Genomic DNA, 19,661 nt, shown 5'->3' with positions numbered 1-19,661 from the left:
TTTATTCAACGTCTGTTGAGTTTGCCTGAAGAACTTCATGTATCACTTTGCCATATACTGGTCTTGCAATAAGGATGCCTATCATGACACCTACTATAGTTGTTATTGCAAATCCCTTAAGGGCACCGAAGCCCATGATAACCAGGGGTGACATTGCGATAATGGTCGTTGCTGCAGCTGCAAATATTATTCCGAATGCTTTTGTGATCCTTGAGAGGTAAACCTTTCTTGGTGGAAGCTTTCCTTCGTATAATACTTCATCTGTGATGATGACAAGGTGGTCGATACCTGTTCCTATGGCTGCGATGATACCTGCAATGCTTGCCAGGTCAAGCTGCCATCCAATTGCGGCTGCAAATCCAAGTATCATTATAAGTTCACTGATGGAAGTACCTACCATTGGTATAAGTATGGCTGGTTTGTTGTATTTTCTGAAAACCACAAAGGCAACAGCTAACAGTGCCAGGAGACCTGCAACAATAGCCTGTCCCTTGAACTGTTGACCAAGTGCTGCATCCACATGTCCTGAACCCATGAGTTCTACATTAACAGGTAATGCACCTGCACGCAGATGAATCTGCAATTCCTCGGCTCTTGTTTTACTATCTTCATCAGGTCCGGTAGATGCCTGCCATGCGTATATTGGCACTTCTTCAAGTCTGGATGCAGCTGAATAACTTAATGGTGCGCTGTAAACTTCATTATCATCCAGATACATTACCAGATTATGCGACATCGGATCTGTAGTCGCACCGGTTTCGGTCGCAACTTCCTGAAGTGCAAGGGCACCTGTATCCGTTAGTGTGAATGGTACGTACCACTGTCCTTCATCCTCGTGGAATCCCACAATACTGACAGCTGCTATTTCATCTCCATAAAGGACGTGCTTTGATTCGTTGCCCTGGGTCAGAATTCTTATCTCGAATTTACCCGGTTTTTCAGCGATATTCTTGGCAGTTGCAAGGTCAATTCCTGCAAAGTCAATGAGTATGTAATCATCACCCACTGTTTTTACTGGTATGTCCTTAAGTCCAAGGGAATTGAGCTTGTCACTCAGTATTTCCTTGGTCATGTCCCTTGTTTCTGTTGTGACGCCTTCTTTGTAAAGTGCATCTCCATTTATGTCAGTTACAATTGAGCCGCCGACAGCTGCCATGAGTTCCTGAAGATCTTCCTGTGAAATGGCAGTTCTTATCTCATATTCGACAGTGTCAGAAACAAGTGTAGGCAGGACTTCTGCTTTGAGTGAGTCTGCAAGATATGTTTTTATCAGTGTCACTTTTGAAGAGTGAAGTATGACCTCTGTCACATTGTTGGTTCGGGAGATGGTGGTTTGGCCCACTGCAAGCTGATCCATCTGATTATTTGTGAGTATTGAATCTGAAGTAAAAGTTATCGTAGTTTCATCAGTTCCTTCATCAACCGATCGTATCTCCACTTCTTCTCCAAGATTGATATTGACTATTTCCTTAACTAAAAGACCATTATCAGCATCAAGTTCTGCAACAGCTCCCTGAAGTTTTAACTGAAGCCAGGAGCCACCTTCCAGGTCAAGTCCATAGTTGAGATTGCTTGTGAAACCTTCATCTGAAGAATACCATGGGTGTATGAAGATTACAGACCCGATAATTGCCAGAATAAAGACGATTACTCTTAGGTCCTTTAATAAACTCTGTTGTTCATCGTCTTTCATGCTTTACGCCTCCTTGTGCCTACGCCTGTCACATGCCACCTGAGTATTGATGTGTTAAGCATCCAGGTGTTCATCATATCTGCGGCCAGTCCGAATATCAGGACAATGGATATGTCTGAAAGAAGAGTGATCTGTGAAAGTGATGAACTTAGTAAGTATGAGTAAGTTGATACCAGGTACATTACTACAAGGGCAGCTAAAGTAGTGGTTGTCATGGTTACACCCGTGTGCATTGCATTGCTAATGTTTTCCTGTGGGGTTCCGCGTCTTTTGAGTACTCTTGTGGTGAGCAAAATGTCACTGTCAACGGAATAACCAATGAGCATGAGCAGGGCTGCAACTGTTCCCAGGGACAATTCGATTCCAACGATGTTCATGAACGCCGCTGCAATGAAAATGTCGGATAATGCTGACAATACTACTGCCAGTGACGGAATAAATGTCCTGAATATCAAAAAGACCACAATCGCCATTCCGATAAATGATATAATAACCGCTTTAACAGCCTGTTTCTGAAGGGCTTCTCCATATACAGGTCCGATCTGGTTTATTTCGACATTATCATAGGAATCTATCACATCACTGACAAGTTCCTGTTGTAGTTCGTTACTCATTGGTCCAAATTGCATTATCAAACGGTTTCCGGCCTGTCTGATATCAGTTAGGGGATAATCTGAGTATTTTAGTTCAATGGATTGTACACTTTCCTCTGTTGCCACAGAGACCATTGTTCCGCCCTTAAATTCCATACCAAGCTTTACAGGTGCGCCGCTACTTGCAAATGTGAATGCAAGTATCAATAATGAGATTACAAATATTGTAAGCGGGATTGCTGCAAGCTGGCGATCGTTGTGCTTTCTAACAAAAGAATCTAAACGTTCAGTCAAACCGACTTCCATGTTTTATGCTCCAGAATAATAAGTTCTCAATCCATACTTTTATTTTTTAAAATTGATGAATACACTCTTACACTATAACTTATATATACCACTTACTGCTTCTCTTAAACAATGAATGACAGGCCAAGTATAGACGAGTATTTCCTTGAGATAGCCACGGTTGTGGCTAAACGTTCTACATGTCTTAGAAACAAGGTTGGCGCTGTAATTGCAAGGGATAAGCGTATAGTTTCCACAGGCTACAACGGTGCTCCACGGAACATGGAACATTGCCTTGACATAGGTTGCATCAGGCAGCAAAATAACATTGCTTCAGGTACACGTCATGAGAAATGCAGGGCCGTTCATGCTGAACAGAATGCTATCATTCAGGCTGCACTACATGGAGTGAGTACTGATGGTGCGACACTTTACTGCACTCACCAGCCATGCATATTGTGTACCAAGATGATCATCAATTCCAATATCAAACGAGTCATCTACATTCACCCTTATCCAGATACCGATTCTCTTGAATTCTTCTCACAGGCAGGTGTTGAAGTAGTTAACATGCCGATATCAGACTTTGCTTAAACAGCGAAGTCCTTTTTTGATTATATCTTCACGGTCACTTCGATACATTTCTTTTATTGACCCATCTTCAGACCTGAGTTCCAGTCCTCTCAGGATTACTACGGGGTATCCTCCGTCACCTTCACCCATCAGCAGATTGGCAGCACCTGCAATCTCATCAGCTATGGCTTCCTCGGTCACTTCCAGTGTGTTTCCAAAGAGATCCTTTTGCCCTTTCCAGTTTTTTATCGGATGTATTTTGTACACTCCAACTGCAATACCTGTCTGGCCTATCTTGAATGCCCTACCGTTGGTGTCAGTAATTATAACGCTTACTTTTTTTTCTGCCTTGCTTTCAATACCTTCGCCGATATCTTTCGCACTCTGGTCTGAATTTTGGGGAAGGTCGAGCATATAGCCATTTTCTACATTTGATTCATCTATTCCTGCTTTGATACAAACATGTCCGTTGTCTGTTTCTACGAGAAATATTGGATAATCCACCAGTATCTCATGACTGCGGTCAAGGACTGCCTGCACAAATCTTGGATCAATGTCATGTTTGTTTGCTATTCCTTTTGCCGCTTCTCCTGCAGTGATATTTTCTAGTCTGAATTGCCTGCCTTCAGCTTTTGCAACAATGGTGGATGCTATAATTATGACATCATTGTCTTCAATACTTGTTCTTTCGCAGATGATCGATGCAATGTCATCCCCTCTTTTGATCATAGGGATGTTTTCCACAGTAAATGCATGCATTTTCAATTAGGACTCTCCGGATAGTAGGATTCTATTTAATTTAAAAAAATGTTGCTATGCTAATTTATGCTCACATATTAAATTAAGACAAGTTTATCTTAAGTATGCTGAACTCCAATATAATATTTGAGAGTGGGTTTATTGAGGCAAACATAGGGTTTCATTCGTCTAAACCAACCAACCAACCAGATAATTGAAGCTTGCATTGATTCGTTTTTAACGTGTTTGCCTCGCCTCCGTTTTTCCCTTCAATGAAAAAAAGTAATCGTATGGAAATCAGAGTGTTTCAAGTACAGTGGATTTGCTTATTAAGTGCTGAAAAAACTCTTCACTCCAATTAACAGCACTCTGCTTGTATGCCATTATGTATCTTGGATCATAGATGCCACTTACGGTTAGCAGGCGTAACAGCATAAAATCAGGTGTTACCATAAGGGCTGATAAGTTTAGATTATCCGGGTATATGTAGAATTTCATATTTGGGTATTGTATTAGTTCATGTAATTGCTGTTTATTTTCTAATGTGAATCTGGACAGGACTTCATTTGTAAAGATGCACCTGAAGTTTGTTCCATTTTCTGCATATTTCATGAACAATGATGGGTATTCCGAATGATAGAATGAAGTGACAGTATCAATACTTTTTGATTTCATGCACATGTAAATCGCTTTTCTGCTAAGTTCAAGTGCCTCGCACAATTCCGGCTCGACAAGTTCGCAACTTTCCAGTTCACGCAATCTGTTGAAAAGGTCATTGGGTATACAATCGGTGTTGTGTTTTGTCCAGTAATCCAGTTTACCTTCGAGAATGTCCAGAGTACTAAGAAGTGGTTGCAGATCATTGACGATTAATTTTCCAAACTTTGAGAGCGTATAAGCATCTTTTTCTTTGACCACAAGCTGCCCTTCTTCAAGTATTTTCATTTGGGGAAGTAAAGCAGGCCTGCTTTCGTTAAGGGTCTTCAGGATAATTTGCATCTCCACAGGTCCGTTCTGCAGCAGCATTAGTACATCTTTACGTTTTTCCGATCTGCTAATCGTTTCAATTAATGCCCGTCTCATGCCCTTACTCCTTCATGCTAGTCATATTTCTTCCTGACTTGAAAAAGCCAAAGCTATCTATTGGCATCTGGCTTTGTGGAAAAAAGTAAAGTATATTTTACTTGTTTTTTCCAGAGTACAAATATGCTGAATGACCAACCTTTTAAAAGGTTTAATCCTCTGCTATATAAAGAAATCGCTTTTCATTTGCTCAATATTAAAGAGTTTCAGACATGACTTTGTATCATATTCTCTCTTTTTTGTATGTCTGTTCAAAGACCTTTCAAGAAGAATAATATACTATATGTGCATTGTATTTTCTGCGGCGATGATGACAGTTACCCCGACTGAGCAAAGGATGATGATATTTCTAACTGATGCCGCAAAATTCAGGGTTATTAAAAAGTGAAAGCCCCATATTCTTATGGGGGCTTATTCATCTATTTATGGTGAGGACTATCTGCTTCATTTATTGTAAGTCTCACTAAAAATGATTATGCTCGTAGTTCTACATCTAAAAGGTGAGCCATGGAGTGGCTCATGAAAAAGACATCAAGCGGTGTGGTTTGTAATTGTCCCGCTCACTTCATATTGATTAACATTCCCACCAGGTCAGGTGCATATACTGTTCCGAGTGAGCCTTTCTGAACAGAATCCTCGTCAAAGGCATCTGCACTGTCCGGCGCTTCTTCTGAGGTGCAGTATATAGCTACGGGGATTGGCACTGATGTGTGGGTCCTTAATGCAATTGGTGTGGGATGGTCCGGCAATACCATAATGGTTATGTCCTCTTCCATTTCCATGGCAGCCTTGAGAACGGTGCCTACGACCTTCTCATCGAAATCCTCGATTGCCTGTATCTTCGCATTCATATCTCCCATGTGGCCTGCTTCGTCTGGTGCTTCCACGTGTACGAACACGAAATCATGGTCTTTGAGGGCTTCTATGGCATACTCACCCTTGCCAATATAATTTGTATCAAGGTAACCGGTTGCTCCTGGGACCTCAATGACATCAAGTCCTGCGTAGATTCCTATTCCTTTTACAAGGTCGACAGCTGAGATTATAGCACCTTTGAGTCCGTAAAGCTCGTTGAAATGAGTGAATGCAGGTGCAAATCCCTGTCCCCAAAGCCATATGGAGTTCCCAGGATTCTTGCCTTCGGCAATTCTCTTTTCATTTACTGGTTGTGTTTCCAGTATTTTCATGGAGCTTTCTATAAGATCTGAGATGATCTCGCTGTCTTCTCCCTTTGGCATGTGTTCATGCCTGTTCTCATCGATAACATCATGTGGTGGTACGCATTCTGTATTAGCTCCAAGTCCTTCCTTTGCTACCATAAGGTGCCTGTAGCTGATGCCCGGGTGGAAACTGAGTTTATCGCTACCAAGTTCAGAATCTATGCTCTCAATGAGTTCCTTAGCTTCCTCATTAGTGATATGTCCTGAACTGTAATCGACAATGAGATCATCCTTAATAGTTATAAGGTTACAGCGAAAAGCAACATCGTTCTTTTCGAGATCCACTCCCATACTTGCAGCTTCAAGAGGTGCCCTTCCCGAATAGTACTTCTTAGGATCATAGCCCACAATTGACATATTCGCCACGTCACTTCCAGGCGGCAATCCTTCAGGGACTGTTTGTGCCAGTCCTGCTCTGCCATACATGGTAATATAATCCATATTGCTTGTGTTGGCTTTCTGAAGAACTGTCATTCCTCCAAGTTCCTCCAGGGGCTCATCTGCCATGCCATCTCCGATAAGTACTACATATTTCATATTTTCACCTATATTAATAGAAATAAATAAAAGCTATAAGGCATTAATATATGTCAGCTAAGTAACATACCATTATGTCATTTTTATCCAGTTTAATTATGTGAGGTTTCGATGAAATATATACATTTTGTAATTATCTTCATTTGTATGCTTATCCTGTGCATTTCCCCTGTTTCAGGTATCAGGACAGAAGCGATGATACATTATTCGGAACCTGCCGTAAGTGTACAGGATGAGATTTTCCTGGAGCAAGGTTACTCATTTAAAGTTGTGGATATGAACAGCAAAAGTGGTGCCATCCTGGTAGAATTGTACCTTAATGGGGAAGAGGTCAAGCTGGATGAAAACTTTGCTAAAGAAGATAATCCGTTTGAGTATGTCCGTTCAATAGTTGAAGATGAAGATGATGACGAAGAAACAGAAGTAGATTACTTAATCCTCAGGATAACTCCGGAAGGTTCTGTGAAAAAGTCAGATGATGAGATCTATTCTACCATTTACATTGAACAATATATTGATCCCGTGGAAGACGTTGATGATTATCTAATTCTGGACAAGAGTTATACTTTAAAAGATGATTCAGAGCTTGAATTGGCAGGCTTTTATACCCTTACGGCTACTGGTGTGGATGATGGTGAAGTCTCCCTGGAGCTCAGGCTTAGCGGGAAACTGGTGAAAGAGGATGAAGTTGAAGAAGGGGATTATTTCTATTACACAGCTTATTCCGACAAACAACCACGGACGATTTTCCTTGCAAATGTGAAGGCTTTTTTTGAAACTGATGATTCAATTACTGTTTTCCTCAAACATGTTTCATTGCAGCAGAACTCAATATCTGGTGCTGATGGTGACGATAAGTATTCGGATGGGATTGACATAAATGTCGAGTCTCCGGTTGATGGCGGATTAAAGGCCGGACGTGTTGCTATTGTCAGTTACTATGTCGATGATTCTTTTCCAGAGGTCCGAATTATGGTTGATGGCGAACTTGTGGATTCCAGAAGATACGTAAATCCGGGAATTTATAGAACGGTGACTGAAGAACTGGATGCAGGAGTGCATAAAGCAACACTTATGACAATTGGTGAAGATGATGACATTTCATATTATTCTGAGGAATTTTCGGTGTCTGTCAACATAAAGGAAAATATTACAGAATCAATTATCGAAATGGCAAATTCAGCTACAGAAGGCTTTGGGAATGGAACTGCTTCTGACAAGTCCGCTAATTTCTCCTTACCATCGTTGCCTTCCACATCTAATGTTTCGAATATGGTATCTCTAATTGTGACAGCAGGAGTTTTTGTTGTGTTTTTAATGTTCTTTAAGAAATTCAGGTAATTTTTTTATTTTATCTGCCTTGGAACCATGTTTGCTTTACTCATAATCTTTATATTAGTCTGCACTGTTTATAGACGAAATTAGCTGACAAATTAAACGTGGTTGTATCATGAGAATCGTAATGAAGTTCGGCGGGACTTCCGTGGAAAACGGTGAAAAGATCCGGCATGTGGCAGAGCTTTTAAGGCAATACCATACGGATGGCAATGAACTTGTGGCAGTGACCTCTGCACTTGGTGGTGTTACAGACGGATTGCTGAACACTGCAAAAGAAGTAGCTATAAATGGCAAAGTGACCCAGGTCAAGGAATTCATTACCGATCTGTCCAAAAAGCATTATGATGCAATTAACGTTGCTATTGATAATGATAAGATAAGGTCAGAATGTGTAGAGGTAATAGATAGCAGGGTCGATGAGCTTGAAAAAGCTTTGATCGGTATATGCTATCTTGGTGAACTGACCAAACGTTCAATAGATTATATTTCTTCATATGGCGAGCGTCTTGCAGTTCCTATTGTAAGCGGTTCTATTCGCTCACTTGGCACTCTATCAAAAGCATTCACAGGTGGGGAGGCAGGTATTGTCACAGATTCCAATTATGGTGATGCAAAACCACTTGAAGACAGTTATTCTCAGGTACATGAGAGGCTCTGTCTTTTACTCAAGGATCACATTCCGGTGGTTACCGGTTTCATTGCCCAGAATAAACAGGATATAATTACCACCCTTGGGCGTGGAGGTTCTGATTTCTCCGCATCCATTATAGGTGCTTCTATTAATGCTGATGAAATATGGCTTTGGAAAGAGGTTCATGGAATACTGACCACTGATCCTAAAATAGTGCCGGAGGCAAGCCCAATACCTCAGATATCATATATCGAGGCTATGGAACTTTCTTATTTCGGTGCCAAGGTTCTTCATCCGAGGACCATTGAGCCTGCTATCAGACACAAGATACCTGTACGTGTGAAGAATACCTTTGAGCCGGATTTTCCGGGTACTTTGATCGTTGCAGAACAGCATCAGGCACAGGATGTTGTCAAGGCAGTAACTCTCATCAATAAGGTTGCCCTTATTAATATATGTGGAGCCGGAATGGTGGGTACAATCGGTACGGCAGCAAGGGTATTTTCCACACTTGCAAATGCAGGTGTCAATATTATTATGATTAGCCAGGGTTCTTCTGAAGCTAACATGTCGCTGGTGGTCAATGAGGATCATCTTGAGACGGCAGTAGCAACAATAAGGTCAGAATTCACGACCAATGTGGTGGGCGATGTTGCCTATGATCGTGATGTCTGTGTAGTTGCTGTTGTTGGTGCAGGAATGGATGGCATTCCGGGAGTTGCAGGAAAAGTATTCAACTCTCTTGGAAAATTCGGTATAAATATTATTATGATTAGTCAGGGCTCATCACAGCACAATATTTCCTTTGTAATAAGTTCAAGGGAATCGCTTGATGCTGTGCGGACCTTACACAAAGAATTTGAACTTGATAATAATGCAGGGATTTCAAATGAACGATAAACACCTAACGTATGCTGATTCCGGGGTTGACATCGAAAAGGAAGAAGAGACTATCAAGGCACTCACAAAGGGTATGACTTACAAGCGTGAGGGTCTGGGTGCTCCGTTGACCGGTATCGGCCATTATGCAGGCCTTATAGACTTTGGTGAGTATGCTCTCGCTCTTGCTACAGATGGTGTGGGTTCCAAAGTATTGATAGCAAATGAGATGCAGCGGTGGAATACTGTGGGAATTGATTGTATTGCAATGAATGTCAATGATCTGCTTGCCATAGGTGCCGAACCTCTATCATTTGTTGATTATCTTGCCCTTGAAAAACATGATGAGGACTTTGCAGCTCAGATCGGTGAAGGTCTGAGGCGGGGTGCTGAGATCTCACGCATGTCAATAGTTGGTGGTGAAACGGCTACTCTTCCAGATATAGTGAAAGGTTTTGATCTTGCAGGTACCTGTCTGGGAATGGTCAAAAAAGATAAGATCATTACAGGGGAAAAGGTCCAACTTGGGGATGCAATTGTTGGCATTCCAAGTGATGGTGTTCACAGTAATGGCTACACCCTTGCCAGAAAGATAGTTGACGAATCTTCCTATTCATATCAAGATGAGTTCCCTTACGATGCATCAACTACAGTAGGTGATGAGCTTCTGATTCCTACCCGTATCTACATGGAAGTCCTTGATGTCATTAAGGAATGCGAAGTACATGGTCTTGCGCATATAACGGGCAGCGGTCTATTGAAACTTAAACGTGTGACAGATCTTGGTTTTGATTTCACTGATCCGATAGAGCCAACTCCTATCTTCAAGTTCCTTCAGGAAGAAGGCAATGTTGATGATCTTGAAATGTACAGGACATTCAATATGGGAATGGGATTTGTGATCATACTTCCGCTTGATCAGGCTGAAAAAGCTGCCAGTATGACTGGTGGAAAAATAGTAGGTCGTATCGTGGAAAAAAGTATAAAGACTGGTGAACTTGTTATTGTTGAATAATCTATAAGGTGTTACCATGGCTTGTATCAATGACATTCCATTTGAAATCCTGTTAAAGGGAGCTACTCCGGCTCAGTGCGATAAACTCATCCAGGAAAAGTCTGATAAGGTGTATCACGTTGCCGGTGGTTATCGGTTGCGTGGTGTGGCTCTTATGGGGGATAATGTTCCGGTTGGAGTAAAAGGAGACGAGGTGTTCTTCCAGTTCATCAAGCCATGTTTTGGACTCTTTGTACTCAGGGTGCCTGATGCCGCAGATATTGCAGAGCAGCTTGAGAAGGATTTTAAAGAATAGTTACAATTTGCTCATTTTTGCAGTTTCATTGATCCATTTAAGGAACTTTCCTGATGGAAACTCGTGAATGGTCGTGGCAATTATTTTGCCATCTCCCAATTCCTTTACAACCATAAGTGGGTTTCCTGTTTCATCACTGAACACTACTTCCGCATCTGTTTTTGAGAAATATCCATCAAATTCTACTTCAGTGCAGGTGTCTTCGACAAGACACTGTGCTTCATGGTCTTTTGTTTTGCAGACGGGGGTTACTTGCTGTTGTTGCTGTACGTATTCGAGTTCCATTGGAAGCCAGTTGTATTTGTAATGAGGTACCATGGGGCTGAATATTACGAGGTTGCCGCCTCTGCTTACAAATTTCTCGAAGTTTTTAACGTTCCTTTCAATTCCAGGCAAGATCTTCGTGTATTCCTTATTCGCAAAACCGGTTGGAATAACCACACATTTGCATGCCGGGGTAAAAGGTGTGCCAATTGATTCAGATACAATTCTCTGGCACTTTATGCCATGCTCTTTGAACAGTTTCTCAAACAACAAAGGATTGTCCCATATCAGCATTGCCTCGGTCATTCTAGATGATAGTATTTGTTGCTTTAATTATTTTGCTCTTGGAAATGTTATGCTTATTATAGGTAGTTCCTGTTTTAGTTCCTCCACATTTGGAAGGTCATACAGTCCAGCCTATAATTGTATGTGTGTATGTGAATTGTAAATGTACGTTGGTAAACAGGGTGCGGGATTTTAAATAATACCTGCGGTTCCTTGCTAAATTGTTAATAAATAAAAAAAGAAAGCTGGTTTTAAACCAGCTTGTTGATTGGGTGGTTCTCGTCCATGATCTCAAGGCCGAGTTCCTTTGCAGTCTCTGCAAGCATAATGTCAACCATTGCTGTTGCAGGGAATACTTTTGAAGTGTTCTCAATAGGTCCGAAGAGTTGGAAGTTTGAACCGAGTATCTGTGGTACAAGGTTTGTTCCGATATCAGCTGGCATGTAGATTGCCTGCCTCTCTTCTTTTGTCTCGAACTGCTTTTTGTAAGTCTTCATCCAGTCCCATGCAGATGCCATATTATGGTATCCACCACCAACAGGGAGTCCAAGGTGACCCTTAACAGCAATTACTGCTCTCATGGATGCACCGGAACCTGCGCCCAGTGGTGTTGCTGCTACATCGATCAATGGCTTTGTGATTCCACATTCCTTTGCTATCTCAAGCATACCCTTTTCCTGACCTGTACCGCCGCTCTCAAGGATCTCAAGTTTTCCTTTTACGCTTGGGTCGGTTGCATTGAATGCAAGGACAATGGATGCATTGATGTCGCTGTCTCGGATTGCCTCGATCTCGTCAGCATGGACACTGGCGTTGATTGAGTTGTAGATTGCCCTGTCAGCTACACCTATTTCTGTCACATAGGCTGCTGCAGCTGCACGTACATCGCCTGCAGATGAGTCAATAAGGAATGGTGTCTTTTCATCGACTTCAATGAACCAGTCGATATATTTTTTGATTGCTTCCGGTGTTTCTCCTACAATCTGGTTTACGATTGGGTTACCAGTGATCTGTCCCATGTCAACCATTGACTGCCATAATTTGTTTGCAGCCTCTACATCGAAGACACCCTTGTCTTCATCAGTCACAATCTTGTGCCTGTTGTAGAACATCGTTCCTATAAGTACTGTTGGGTATTGGCCTGGCTGGCCACCGAAATTAACTCCGCCGACCTCGAATACCTCTTGTTTCTTGTCAAATTTGAACATATGAACAACCTCTTTATTTTAAATACCGAGCATAGGTGCAAGGAACAGAACATAAAGCAGGAATATGATTATTCCAACAACAGCTCCGTATAATATTCCTATGTCTCTTCCTACTTTCTTTCCGATACGTTGTGCTACTTCACTGTTAACAAACTCGACCTTCTCATCTATCAGGTTGAGTTTCTCAAGTACTGCGTTGAAGTCTTCCGGATTTGTAACTACGCTTGGTACCCTGTCGCTACTGTCAGCCATTTTAAATCACCTTCCAGACGAACATAGGTATTATTACTACCATTACCAGCGCAAATACGAATCCTGCTATAAAACCAGATACACCTGTTGCAGATACTCCTGAATCGAGTTTCTGGTTTCTTGCAATGAGCTGGGCTCTGTAACGGATATCCTCAACTACGGCTTCAATGGGTCCCATCTGTGGGTTTATGACCATTGGTACGCCTTTTCCATATTCTTGTTCTTCTGCCATATCAGTTACCTCCGAACAGCAGCATTCCAAGGAGTGCTAATGTGATTGAAAGGCCTATCATTGCGCCTTCTACCTTACCAGCGTGTACACCAGAGTGGAACTTGTTGAGGTTACCGATTGCCATCATTTCCTTATTGATGCCCAGTATCCTGCTTCTGACGGTTGCAATTTCAGCTGCCATTGGCTTAAGTCCGCCAGTTTCCTCGCCTTCGTCACCTGCTCCATCTCCCATTTCAAGTACCATTGGATCTGCATCGAAAGCTCCAGGGTCCTTTGCTGCACATTCCTTGATTTTTGCAACAATGGCATCCATGTCCTCAGTACCGATGAGATCGATACATTCAACCTGCTGTTGGAATCTCTCTATTGCTTCATCCGATAGGTTCTCTACATAAGGAATTGCACCACTTGCACCGACGATCCTGTTGTCTTTAACACCATTTTCATGGATCTTGATAATTGCTTCACCTGTAATGTGACCTTTTACTTCAGATCCGGTTACAATGAGGAATCTGATGTTAGGGTTTGATATTACGTGTGTAACTACTTTTTCAAGACCAAGGTTTTCGGTCTTACATGGGCCTGTCAGACATGCACCTGCATCTAACTGTGGACCTGCTGCAAGGTGTGAACCACATGTTGCGACTGCAACACAGTTCTTAACGTCGCCGACATCGTACTCGCCTTTAAGTATTGGCCATCCGACTGCAGGTTCTCTTTTATCTACCATTTCACATCACTCCTAATGCGCCCATGACCAGAAGCATAAGTCCTGCGACTCCCAGACCTACTATTACACCGTAGAAGGTGTTGCCGTAGAAACCTGCATGGTATGAGGTTTGTTCACGTCCTGGGAATGAGTTCATTAATTCTTTGCTTGGTGACAGGGAGTTGATGAGGTCATCAGCTATTTTGTCAAGTTCATCAAGCTGTGCCATGATCGGATCCATTGAATAAGCAATTATATCCTCTCTTTCTGCTGCAAGAAGGGATGTAAGTGGATCCAGTACAAGATGTGCCTCAGGGGCTACGTGTACCATGCTCATTCTAATTCCTCCTTTGTTGGCAACTGGCCAGTGCCAACTACTACGTATGCATCTCTCTTTACGCGCTCATAGAAACCGCTGAACCCTATGTACCATAGTGCGAGTCCTATAAGGATAGTAAGTGAGCCGGATGCTCCTTCGTTTATGCTTGCAACTATTCCTGCAACTACCATTACCAGTGCACCTTTTTCCAATGCAACTATGAGTGTCCTGTCCTGTTTCTCGTCAGGTCCCAGGTTTGCATTGAATGGGTGAAGTATAGCAAGTCCTCCTGCTATGAAGATAACAGCAATGTATCCGGTACTGATGACTTGCTTAAGTACTACTGCAAAGTCAAATGTTCCGGTCATTGCGATAGTAAGACCAATGATGGTGATCGTACCAGCTGTTGCGATTTCTGTCATGGATATTTCCATGATGGGGATGCCCATATTGAGTATCTTGTTTGCAAGAACACCTATAAGTAGACCAAAAAGTGCTGCTGTTATAAGTGCGATTACCGGTCCTGCAACGCCTCCGACTGAAAGTCCGAATGTTGCTGCAAGTATGCCCATACCAAGTGCAAGAACACCGATTGATGGTACACCAGTACCAAGTCCGTAGCTTGCTACTCTTCTGACTGCTGCAGCGCCCCATATCATACCGCACATTGCGCCAAGTGCACCTATGAAGGACATATACTGTCCAACCATGCCCACAAGGAAATATGCTGCATATATTCCGATAATTCCGCCTACAACGCCAAAGGCTATAATTTTATTCTGTGGGATTGCCTCTGCGGCTGCTCCACTTCCACCTGCTGACATTTACAGACCTCCTATGGACAATACAGCGAGAATTGCACACACGAATGTTGCTATTAATGATGAGATTACTGCCTTTGGGAATCTCTTGAACTTAGGGTCGTGGAAACCTTCGATGGTTCCTCCAATGTTATAGGATGGTATTACTGCGTTAACGAAGAAGATACCTACTGCGAAAACACTGGCCATACCTACAAGGTCTACAAGGGGGAGTCCGTTCTCAATGCTCATAAGGGAGTAGTATATAGCTGAGCCGCCAATTCCACCGAGTGCGCCGCCAATTACACCACTTACAAATGATACTGTTGGAAGTCCGTGTCCCTCAGTACCCTGTGATACATAGAGGTCCTGCCTGTCCTTTGTAATTGGGTCGTACTTGACCTTTGCTGATGCAGGCGGGCAACCAACACCGTATGTGTATACCCATGCTCCTACGATCATTGTTACGGACATCATTATCATTGCACCGACTGCGCCGGATGCGAGAATGAGTGGCATATTATTTGTTACCTGCATCATGGCGCCTGCTGTTACAAGACCTGTAAGACCTGCACCAGCTGCAAGCTGGACAGTACCTGTACCGATACCTGTTGCCTGTGCCATAGCTGCCGGAGCACCACCGACAGGTACGAAGTGAACACTCCATGAAATAAGTGCTCCACCAAGTGTGATGAGAGCTACGTAGAGTATGTTACTCATCAAAATGCCTGCTATATCGATCATGCTGCCACCTCTGCATCTACTTCATCTTCTTTGTATGTTCCATAGGCAGTGCGTGCAGCAACTTCAATGTTCCTGTTCCATAATATCAGGATAAGTACAATAATCACACCTGCTATGACTGAAACCCAGCCAATAGCATCTCCCTTTGACGGGTCGAAAAGAGCTGTGACCCAACCACTGAGAAACACGGTCATACCAAAAGCGAGACCTGTGACAGGTCCACCGAATTTTGCACAGAACCATGAATTGTCGATACCATTTCTCAGACCTGATTCTGCTTTCCTCACGATGTTACCTGAGTTTGCAGCGTTAAGACCTGAGCCGTATTCGACGTTCTGGAATTCACGTTCTGCACCGTAGTGTACGTCACCGGTTGATGAACCGATTGCACCTACAGTGATTCCCCAAATGAATGCCAGAAGTGGCAGTGAAAAGGGGTGTGCCAGTACGGCTACCATAAGATATGATACCACAAGTATACAGAATGTTGTGATAAAGGAATATCCCATGATTACGGGTGTGTGACTTCTAATCAAATCAAGATAAACTGGTTGTTTAAAACGTTTCTGACTTGCTGATCTGCCGAAATATGCTGTCACTGAATAAGTACCATGTATTGCTGCAGCGACAATTGCTCCGATGACCAATGCCAGTATTGCAGATGCACCAGTACTAATCAAAACGGATGCTGTTGTTCCACCAATTGCACACATAAGTGCGTTTGAAGGTGGTTCACCAGAAACAGCTTTACTATAGATCCTGTGTGGATACATCATCTGGGGTGCTAACTGCACTTGTGAGTTCGGGTTACTTTGTGACCCAACATCTGATTCAAGATCCTCAGAGGCACCTGCAATAGTTGCAGCTGCTCCCATAAGTGCGAGTACGCCCATACCTGTGAGCGGTTCCATTCACATTTCCTCCTTTTATATTTGTATTAAGTAAATCGTGCCAAAATTACAATAATTGTTTTTTAAAGATTCTATTATAATTGCTATGGCGTAAACTAACGTAAGGTGGATTGCATTATATTAAATACTTCTTAAAGCTTTCGTATAGATTCGATTAAAAAAGAGGTCTTTTATGAGTATATAATAAAAAAAATTGAAGAGCAGCCAACGGTATAAATATATATTTTGGTTTATATGAGTGAGCTATTTTTTAATCCCGGCGTGTAAAGCTAAGTATATATATGTCAGGTCTTGGTCTTTTGCCAGTACCTCGGGCAAAATCCATGTAACATCTATTGCAAAGTACACGACTGTTGAGTGAGGCTATTTCAGATGTACCTGGCACAACTCTTGCAAAAAGGAAAGACGGTTCTATCTCCAGACTCTCTGATGTCGTTTTCAAATATTCGTTGATGTGTCCCTCAAATATCTCAAGGTCATCGTATTGCAAACCTCTGGTGTTTATGGTAGTTCCTTTGCATCCACAAGGGAGGGCAAAAACATCCATTTCTATGATAAAAACCGGTTTTGCCAGCAGGTTTCTCAGTTTTGTCTCAAGATCACCGCGGTTATTTGCTAATGTTTCTGTAATTGTCATTATTGCCCTCCATTTTCTTTCAGGGGCTTGAGTATATTTTCGCAGCCTTCAGTGGAATATACCTTGATAATCTTTTCTGCCAGTTTTTTACAGTACCCGCATTTATTGCAGACCTTAGTACATTGTTTCCACTGGGATATTGCACCATCAAGTTCTTTATTGGGTATATAGAACAGGTCTTTCAGGTCCTTGGGACAATCCAGCAGGTCCATGAGGTTACCGTCATATGATTCATTTGCATAGGCCTGGACATTGTTAAGTATCCAGTTTGGGAAATGCGTTCTTCCACCGATCTTAAATATGTCCGTTATATGCCTGTATTCCTTGAGGTCTTCAGGTCTTATCCACGGGGACTTGATAAGTTGTTGTGGGTCACTTATCCTGATTGAAAGGCACTTGTAATAATAGTAGTCATCAAGTACATTCAGTTTTGGTCCCGGTCCATTTGCGTGGGAGAAAAAATTGAAGTGTGCATACCTGAAAGGACATTGGTAAAGACATCCTTCGTTCACAAGTAATTTCAGATCGGTGGAAACCGCATCCCGGATCGCTTCAAGTTTATCAAAATCCCGGTTGACTACCGGATCTATTACTATAGTGTCTGCTCCGAGGTTTTCATAGAACTCCGCCTTCTGCGGAGAATCCACAAATGAAAGGACTGATACTACAACTTCCATATCATAATCCTTTGCAAGCATTTCCACAAAATAAGGCTCAGCAACAGTTATGGAATCTATCTCCAGATTATTTAGCTGCTTAAAATACCAGTTGATCCTGTTGTATCCTTCAGGGGTGAGGTGCTGTCCGCCCATACATGAACTGTTAAGGACGATTTCCATTTTGACGCCTTTATCATGGGCATATTCGGTTTGCTCGGCTATCTCCTCAAGTCCCGGTGCACTGAGGTTAGTTCTGCCGGTTCCCACATAATCGGGAGTACCGGCCATATAAATTCCATATATATCATTGGAACCGGTAAGCAATTCCTCAAGTCCCTCAAGGTGGCCCACATGGGGCGCATAAAGTTTCATCGTTTGGTGGTACTCTTTAATTTAGATAAGTATTTTGGTTCTGGAAACAAAGCAAAAATCTTATCATTGGCTAGTCTAACCTGTTAGCCATGATATTAGGCGCTTCATCCTTTGCAGGTAGCTTTTCCGAAATTGCTTCAGAATTACAGTCAGTAGAACTATACATGCCAAAACTCGGTGTGTATAAGGATTCCATATTGCAGAAAGGTCTCATTGAGTCAATACTTGATGAGCTTTCGGTATTTGATCTTCAAACGTCACTGCATGCTCCTTATTTTGCAGATGTTCCAACTTATCCTAAAGATGTAGTAGTTGACACAGCTAGTATGGGTGACAGGGAGTTTCGTCTAATCCGGGAATCTATCGAACTTGCTTCAAGACTTGGATCAAAGGCTATTGTACTGCATCCTGGTAGATTTGGCAGTGATTATGAAGCCAGTTTCAAAAAAATGGTATCTAACCTGAAAATCCTTGCTGCTTATGCAGGGGAATGCGGAGTTATGCTAGGGCTTGAGAACAAAGAAGGCACTTCAACTGGTAACATGTGTTGCAATGTCGAAGGACTTGTTCGAGCTGTGAGTGAAGTTAATTCTGATAATCTTGGTGCAACCTTCGATATAGGTCATGCTAACCTCACCTGTGGTGGTGACTCTGCAAAGCTTCATGAATTTGCAAAGACCCTTGCTCCACATGTGGTTCACGTGCATGTTCATGACAATAGCGGGGTCTGGACTGGTGAGTATGACGGGGATGAGCATCTGGCTCCTGGTGCAGGTACTATTGATTATACTGCCTTGAAAGAGCTGAAGAATTACAAAGGCATCTACAATATGGAAGTTTTCTCAATTGAGGATGTCCGTTCAGGAAAAGAAACAATAAAAAAGGCGTTTGGTATTCTGTAATAGCAATTTGATGTCCAGCTTTATTTTTTATTATCCATTTCTGGCTTCAAATCTTAAATGGTATAGTTAGGTGGCACCACCAGTACCAGTACGTCAGATATCTGCAGTACTTTTTCGGTGACAGATCCGACTAGTTTTTTCAGGCCATTCTTGCCCTGTGTGCCAATGACTATGCGATCAACACGCATATCTTCAGCAACCTCTACTATTTTTTCAGGAGCGCTACCATCTTCTATGATGGTTTTTATTTTTTCCCTGTCGCATCCTGTTTCCAAAAGAATGTCTACGATTGTGGAAATAACCTGATCCGCACCTTTTTTTTGCCATGTCTTTCTTGAGAATCCCTTATCCGGGACGACATGGAGGATAATTAGCTCATAGTCATGTTTTAGAGCTATCTTTCCTGCAACTTTGGCTGCATTTGAAGAATAAATTGAACCATCTGTAGGGATGAGTATTTTCATTCTATTTCTGAACTGTGCAAGTT

23 protein-coding genes are annotated in these 19,661 nt (G+C 42.3%); 6 read left to right on the top strand and 17 right to left on the bottom strand.

What is annotated here, in order from left to right:
- Position 1: 1 nt before the first annotated feature.
- Together WN948_RS06165 and WN948_RS06160 are read right to left on the bottom strand one after the other, a co-directional pair.
- Complete coding sequence (locus tag WN948_RS06165) at positions 2-1,693, bottom strand: preprotein translocase subunit SecD (RefSeq protein WP_342306119.1); 1,692 nt, start codon at positions 1,691-1,693, stop codon at positions 2-4.
- The gene (locus WN948_RS06160; RefSeq protein WP_342306118.1) at positions 1,690-2,592 is read right to left on the bottom strand and encodes a protein translocase subunit SecF; all 903 of its coding nucleotides are present in this window, start codon (positions 2,590-2,592) and stop codon (positions 1,690-1,692) included. Before WN948_RS06160 ends, WN948_RS06165 begins: the two co-directional genes overlap by 4 nt.
- Positions 2,593-2,703: 111 nt before the next feature.
- Between WN948_RS06160 and WN948_RS06155 the strand changes: the two genes are divergently transcribed.
- Positions 2,704-3,165, top strand: a complete 462-nt coding sequence (locus tag WN948_RS06155) for a cytidine/deoxycytidylate deaminase family protein (RefSeq protein ID WP_342306117.1) — start codon at positions 2,704-2,706, stop codon at positions 3,163-3,165.
- Here WN948_RS06155 and WN948_RS06150 read toward each other — a convergent pair.
- The 3 genes from WN948_RS06150 to WN948_RS06140 all read right to left on the bottom strand — a co-directional run bounded on the left by WN948_RS06150 (position 3,151) and on the right by WN948_RS06140 (position 6,722).
- The gene (locus WN948_RS06150; protein ID WP_342306116.1) at positions 3,151-3,903 is read right to left on the bottom strand and encodes a coenzyme F420-0:L-glutamate ligase; all 753 of its coding nucleotides are present in this window, start codon (positions 3,901-3,903) and stop codon (positions 3,151-3,153) included. The genes WN948_RS06155 and WN948_RS06150 overlap by 15 nt on opposite strands.
- Before the next feature lie 276 nt (positions 3,904-4,179).
- On the bottom strand, positions 4,180-4,965 hold the full coding sequence (locus tag WN948_RS06145) for a winged helix-turn-helix domain-containing protein (protein ID WP_342306115.1): 786 nt from the start codon (positions 4,963-4,965) through the stop codon (positions 4,180-4,182).
- A 560-nt stretch (positions 4,966-5,525) separates the two neighbouring features.
- Positions 5,526-6,722 (bottom strand): cofactor-independent phosphoglycerate mutase, encoded by a 1,197-nt coding sequence (locus WN948_RS06140; RefSeq protein WP_342306114.1) that lies wholly within the window; start codon positions 6,720-6,722, stop codon positions 5,526-5,528.
- A gap of 111 nt (positions 6,723-6,833) precedes the next feature.
- Between WN948_RS06140 and WN948_RS06135 the strand changes: the two genes are divergently transcribed.
- From WN948_RS06135 to WN948_RS06120, 4 genes are all read left to right on the top strand, one after another.
- On the top strand, positions 6,834-8,063 hold the full coding sequence (locus WN948_RS06135; protein ID WP_342306113.1) for a hypothetical protein: 1,230 nt from the start codon (positions 6,834-6,836) through the stop codon (positions 8,061-8,063).
- 109 nt (positions 8,064-8,172) lie between these two features.
- Positions 8,173-9,591 carry an aspartate kinase gene (locus tag WN948_RS06130; protein WP_342306112.1) on the top strand — a complete coding sequence of 473 codons (1,419 nt, stop codon included), beginning with the start codon at positions 8,173-8,175 and terminating at the stop codon, positions 9,589-9,591.
- Positions 9,581-10,585 (top strand): phosphoribosylformylglycinamidine cyclo-ligase, encoded by a 1,005-nt coding sequence (gene purM, locus WN948_RS06125; protein WP_342306111.1) that lies wholly within the window; start codon positions 9,581-9,583, stop codon positions 10,583-10,585. The genes WN948_RS06130 and purM overlap by 11 nt, the downstream gene beginning before the upstream one ends.
- 16 nt (positions 10,586-10,601) lie before the next feature.
- Positions 10,602-10,880, top strand: a complete 279-nt coding sequence (locus WN948_RS06120; RefSeq protein ID WP_342306110.1) for a DUF1894 domain-containing protein — start codon at positions 10,602-10,604, stop codon at positions 10,878-10,880.
- Here the strand turns inward: WN948_RS06120 and WN948_RS06115 are convergent, their stop codons facing one another.
- The 11 genes from WN948_RS06115 to WN948_RS06065 all read right to left on the bottom strand — a co-directional run bounded on the left by WN948_RS06115 (position 10,881) and on the right by WN948_RS06065 (position 18,272).
- Complete coding sequence (locus tag WN948_RS06115; RefSeq protein ID WP_342306109.1) at positions 10,881-11,450, bottom strand: hypothetical protein; 570 nt, start codon at positions 11,448-11,450, stop codon at positions 10,881-10,883.
- 230 nt (positions 11,451-11,680) lie between these two features.
- Positions 11,681-12,637: a tetrahydromethanopterin S-methyltransferase subunit H gene (mtrH, locus tag WN948_RS06110; RefSeq protein ID WP_342306108.1), complete on the bottom strand. Its 957-nt coding sequence runs from the start codon at positions 12,635-12,637 to the stop codon at positions 11,681-11,683.
- 18 nt (positions 12,638-12,655) lie between these two features.
- Positions 12,656-12,889 (bottom strand): tetrahydromethanopterin S-methyltransferase subunit G, encoded by a 234-nt coding sequence (gene mtrG, locus WN948_RS06105; protein ID WP_342306107.1) that lies wholly within the window; start codon positions 12,887-12,889, stop codon positions 12,656-12,658.
- Between the two features lies 1 nt (position 12,890).
- Positions 12,891-13,121 carry a tetrahydromethanopterin S-methyltransferase subunit F gene (locus WN948_RS06100; protein WP_342306106.1) on the bottom strand — a complete coding sequence of 77 codons (231 nt, stop codon included), beginning with the start codon at positions 13,119-13,121 and terminating at the stop codon, positions 12,891-12,893.
- Position 13,122: 1 nt separating this feature from the next.
- Positions 13,123-13,851: a tetrahydromethanopterin S-methyltransferase subunit A gene (gene mtrA, locus WN948_RS06095; protein WP_342306105.1), complete on the bottom strand. Its 729-nt coding sequence runs from the start codon at positions 13,849-13,851 to the stop codon at positions 13,123-13,125.
- A gap of 1 nt (position 13,852) precedes the next feature.
- On the bottom strand, positions 13,853-14,167 hold the full coding sequence (locus tag WN948_RS06090; RefSeq protein WP_342306104.1) for a tetrahydromethanopterin S-methyltransferase subunit B: 315 nt from the start codon (positions 14,165-14,167) through the stop codon (positions 13,853-13,855).
- Positions 14,164-14,973: a tetrahydromethanopterin S-methyltransferase subunit C gene (gene mtrC, locus WN948_RS06085; RefSeq protein WP_342306103.1), complete on the bottom strand. Its 810-nt coding sequence runs from the start codon at positions 14,971-14,973 to the stop codon at positions 14,164-14,166. Before mtrC ends, WN948_RS06090 begins: the two co-directional genes overlap by 4 nt.
- Positions 14,974-15,693, bottom strand: a complete 720-nt coding sequence (gene mtrD, locus WN948_RS06080) for a tetrahydromethanopterin S-methyltransferase subunit D (RefSeq protein ID WP_342306102.1) — start codon at positions 15,691-15,693, stop codon at positions 14,974-14,976.
- Entirely contained in the window at positions 15,690-16,604 is a 915-nt protein-coding gene (mtrE, locus tag WN948_RS06075; protein ID WP_342306101.1) for a tetrahydromethanopterin S-methyltransferase subunit E, read from the bottom strand. The genes mtrD and mtrE overlap by 4 nt, the downstream gene beginning before the upstream one ends.
- 250 nt (positions 16,605-16,854) lie before the next feature.
- Positions 16,855-17,241: a DUF5402 family protein gene (locus WN948_RS06070; RefSeq protein ID WP_342306100.1), complete on the bottom strand. Its 387-nt coding sequence runs from the start codon at positions 17,239-17,241 to the stop codon at positions 16,855-16,857.
- Positions 17,241-18,272: a peptidase U32 family protein gene (locus tag WN948_RS06065; RefSeq protein ID WP_342306099.1), complete on the bottom strand. Its 1,032-nt coding sequence runs from the start codon at positions 18,270-18,272 to the stop codon at positions 17,241-17,243. The genes WN948_RS06070 and WN948_RS06065 overlap by 1 nt, the downstream gene beginning before the upstream one ends.
- Before the next feature lie 89 nt (positions 18,273-18,361).
- Here WN948_RS06065 and WN948_RS06060 point away from each other — a divergent pair, with 89 nt between their 5' ends.
- The gene (locus WN948_RS06060) at positions 18,362-19,174 is read left to right on the top strand and encodes a sugar phosphate isomerase/epimerase family protein (RefSeq protein ID WP_342306098.1); all 813 of its coding nucleotides are present in this window, start codon (positions 18,362-18,364) and stop codon (positions 19,172-19,174) included.
- 53 nt (positions 19,175-19,227) lie between these two features.
- On the opposite strand, the gene WN948_RS06055 is transcribed toward WN948_RS06060, so the two are convergent.
- Entirely contained in the window at positions 19,228-19,638 is a 411-nt protein-coding gene (locus tag WN948_RS06055; protein ID WP_342306097.1) for a universal stress protein, read from the bottom strand.
- Between the last annotated feature and the right edge of the window lie 23 nt (positions 19,639-19,661).

Source organism: Methanolobus sp. ZRKC5 (genome assembly GCF_038446525.1).
In the GTDB taxonomy this organism is placed as follows: domain Archaea; phylum Halobacteriota; class Methanosarcinia; order Methanosarcinales; family Methanosarcinaceae; genus Methanolobus.
This window is presented reverse-complemented; position numbering and strand designations above follow the sequence as displayed.

What these genes read in the sequence shown, in the direction of transcription:
- WN948_RS06070 (WP_342306100.1), bottom strand. Translation starts at nt 17,241, where the DNA reads ATGACAATTACAGAAACATTAGCAAATAACCGCGGTGATCTTGAGACA.
- mtrH (WP_342306108.1), bottom strand. Translation starts at nt 12,637, where the DNA reads ATGTTCAAATTTGACAAGAAACAAGAGGTATTCGAGGTCGGCGGAGTT.
- WN948_RS06150 (WP_342306116.1), bottom strand. Translation starts at nt 3,903, where the DNA reads ATGCATGCATTTACTGTGGAAAACATCCCTATGATCAAAAGAGGGGAT.
- WN948_RS06130 (WP_342306112.1), top strand. Translation starts at nt 8,173, where the DNA reads ATGAGAATCGTAATGAAGTTCGGCGGGACTTCCGTGGAAAACGGTGAA.
- WN948_RS06160 (WP_342306118.1), bottom strand. Translation starts at nt 2,592, where the DNA reads ATGGAAGTCGGTTTGACTGAACGTTTAGATTCTTTTGTTAGAAAGCAC.
- WN948_RS06060 (WP_342306098.1), top strand. Translation starts at nt 18,362, where the DNA reads ATGATATTAGGCGCTTCATCCTTTGCAGGTAGCTTTTCCGAAATTGCT.
- purM (WP_342306111.1), top strand. Translation starts at nt 9,581, where the DNA reads ATGAACGATAAACACCTAACGTATGCTGATTCCGGGGTTGACATCGAA.
- WN948_RS06155 (WP_342306117.1), top strand. Translation starts at nt 2,704, where the DNA reads ATGAATGACAGGCCAAGTATAGACGAGTATTTCCTTGAGATAGCCACG.
- WN948_RS06055 (WP_342306097.1), bottom strand. Translation starts at nt 19,638, where the DNA reads ATGAAAATACTCATCCCTACAGATGGTTCAATTTATTCTTCAAATGCA.
- WN948_RS06135 (WP_342306113.1), top strand. Translation starts at nt 6,834, where the DNA reads ATGAAATATATACATTTTGTAATTATCTTCATTTGTATGCTTATCCTG.
- WN948_RS06090 (WP_342306104.1), bottom strand. Translation starts at nt 14,167, where the DNA reads ATGAGCATGGTACACGTAGCCCCTGAGGCACATCTTGTACTGGATCCA.
- WN948_RS06100 (WP_342306106.1), bottom strand. Translation starts at nt 13,121, where the DNA reads ATGGCAGAAGAACAAGAATATGGAAAAGGCGTACCAATGGTCATAAAC.
- WN948_RS06120 (WP_342306110.1), top strand. Translation starts at nt 10,602, where the DNA reads ATGGCTTGTATCAATGACATTCCATTTGAAATCCTGTTAAAGGGAGCT.
- WN948_RS06145 (WP_342306115.1), bottom strand. Translation starts at nt 4,965, where the DNA reads ATGAGACGGGCATTAATTGAAACGATTAGCAGATCGGAAAAACGTAAA.
- WN948_RS06065 (WP_342306099.1), bottom strand. Translation starts at nt 18,272, where the DNA reads ATGAAACTTTATGCGCCCCATGTGGGCCACCTTGAGGGACTTGAGGAA.
- WN948_RS06165 (WP_342306119.1), bottom strand. Translation starts at nt 1,693, where the DNA reads ATGAAAGACGATGAACAACAGAGTTTATTAAAGGACCTAAGAGTAATC.
- WN948_RS06140 (WP_342306114.1), bottom strand. Translation starts at nt 6,722, where the DNA reads ATGAAATATGTAGTACTTATCGGAGATGGCATGGCAGATGAGCCCCTG.
- mtrD (WP_342306102.1), bottom strand. Translation starts at nt 15,693, where the DNA reads ATGATCGATATAGCAGGCATTTTGATGAGTAACATACTCTACGTAGCT.
- mtrE (WP_342306101.1), bottom strand. Translation starts at nt 16,604, where the DNA reads ATGGAACCGCTCACAGGTATGGGCGTACTCGCACTTATGGGAGCAGCT.
- mtrG (WP_342306107.1), bottom strand. Translation starts at nt 12,889, where the DNA reads ATGGCTGACAGTAGCGACAGGGTACCAAGCGTAGTTACAAATCCGGAA.
- WN948_RS06115 (WP_342306109.1), bottom strand. Translation starts at nt 11,450, where the DNA reads ATGACCGAGGCAATGCTGATATGGGACAATCCTTTGTTGTTTGAGAAA.
- mtrC (WP_342306103.1), bottom strand. Translation starts at nt 14,973, where the DNA reads ATGTCAGCAGGTGGAAGTGGAGCAGCCGCAGAGGCAATCCCACAGAAT.
- mtrA (WP_342306105.1), bottom strand. Translation starts at nt 13,851, where the DNA reads ATGGTAGATAAAAGAGAACCTGCAGTCGGATGGCCAATACTTAAAGGC.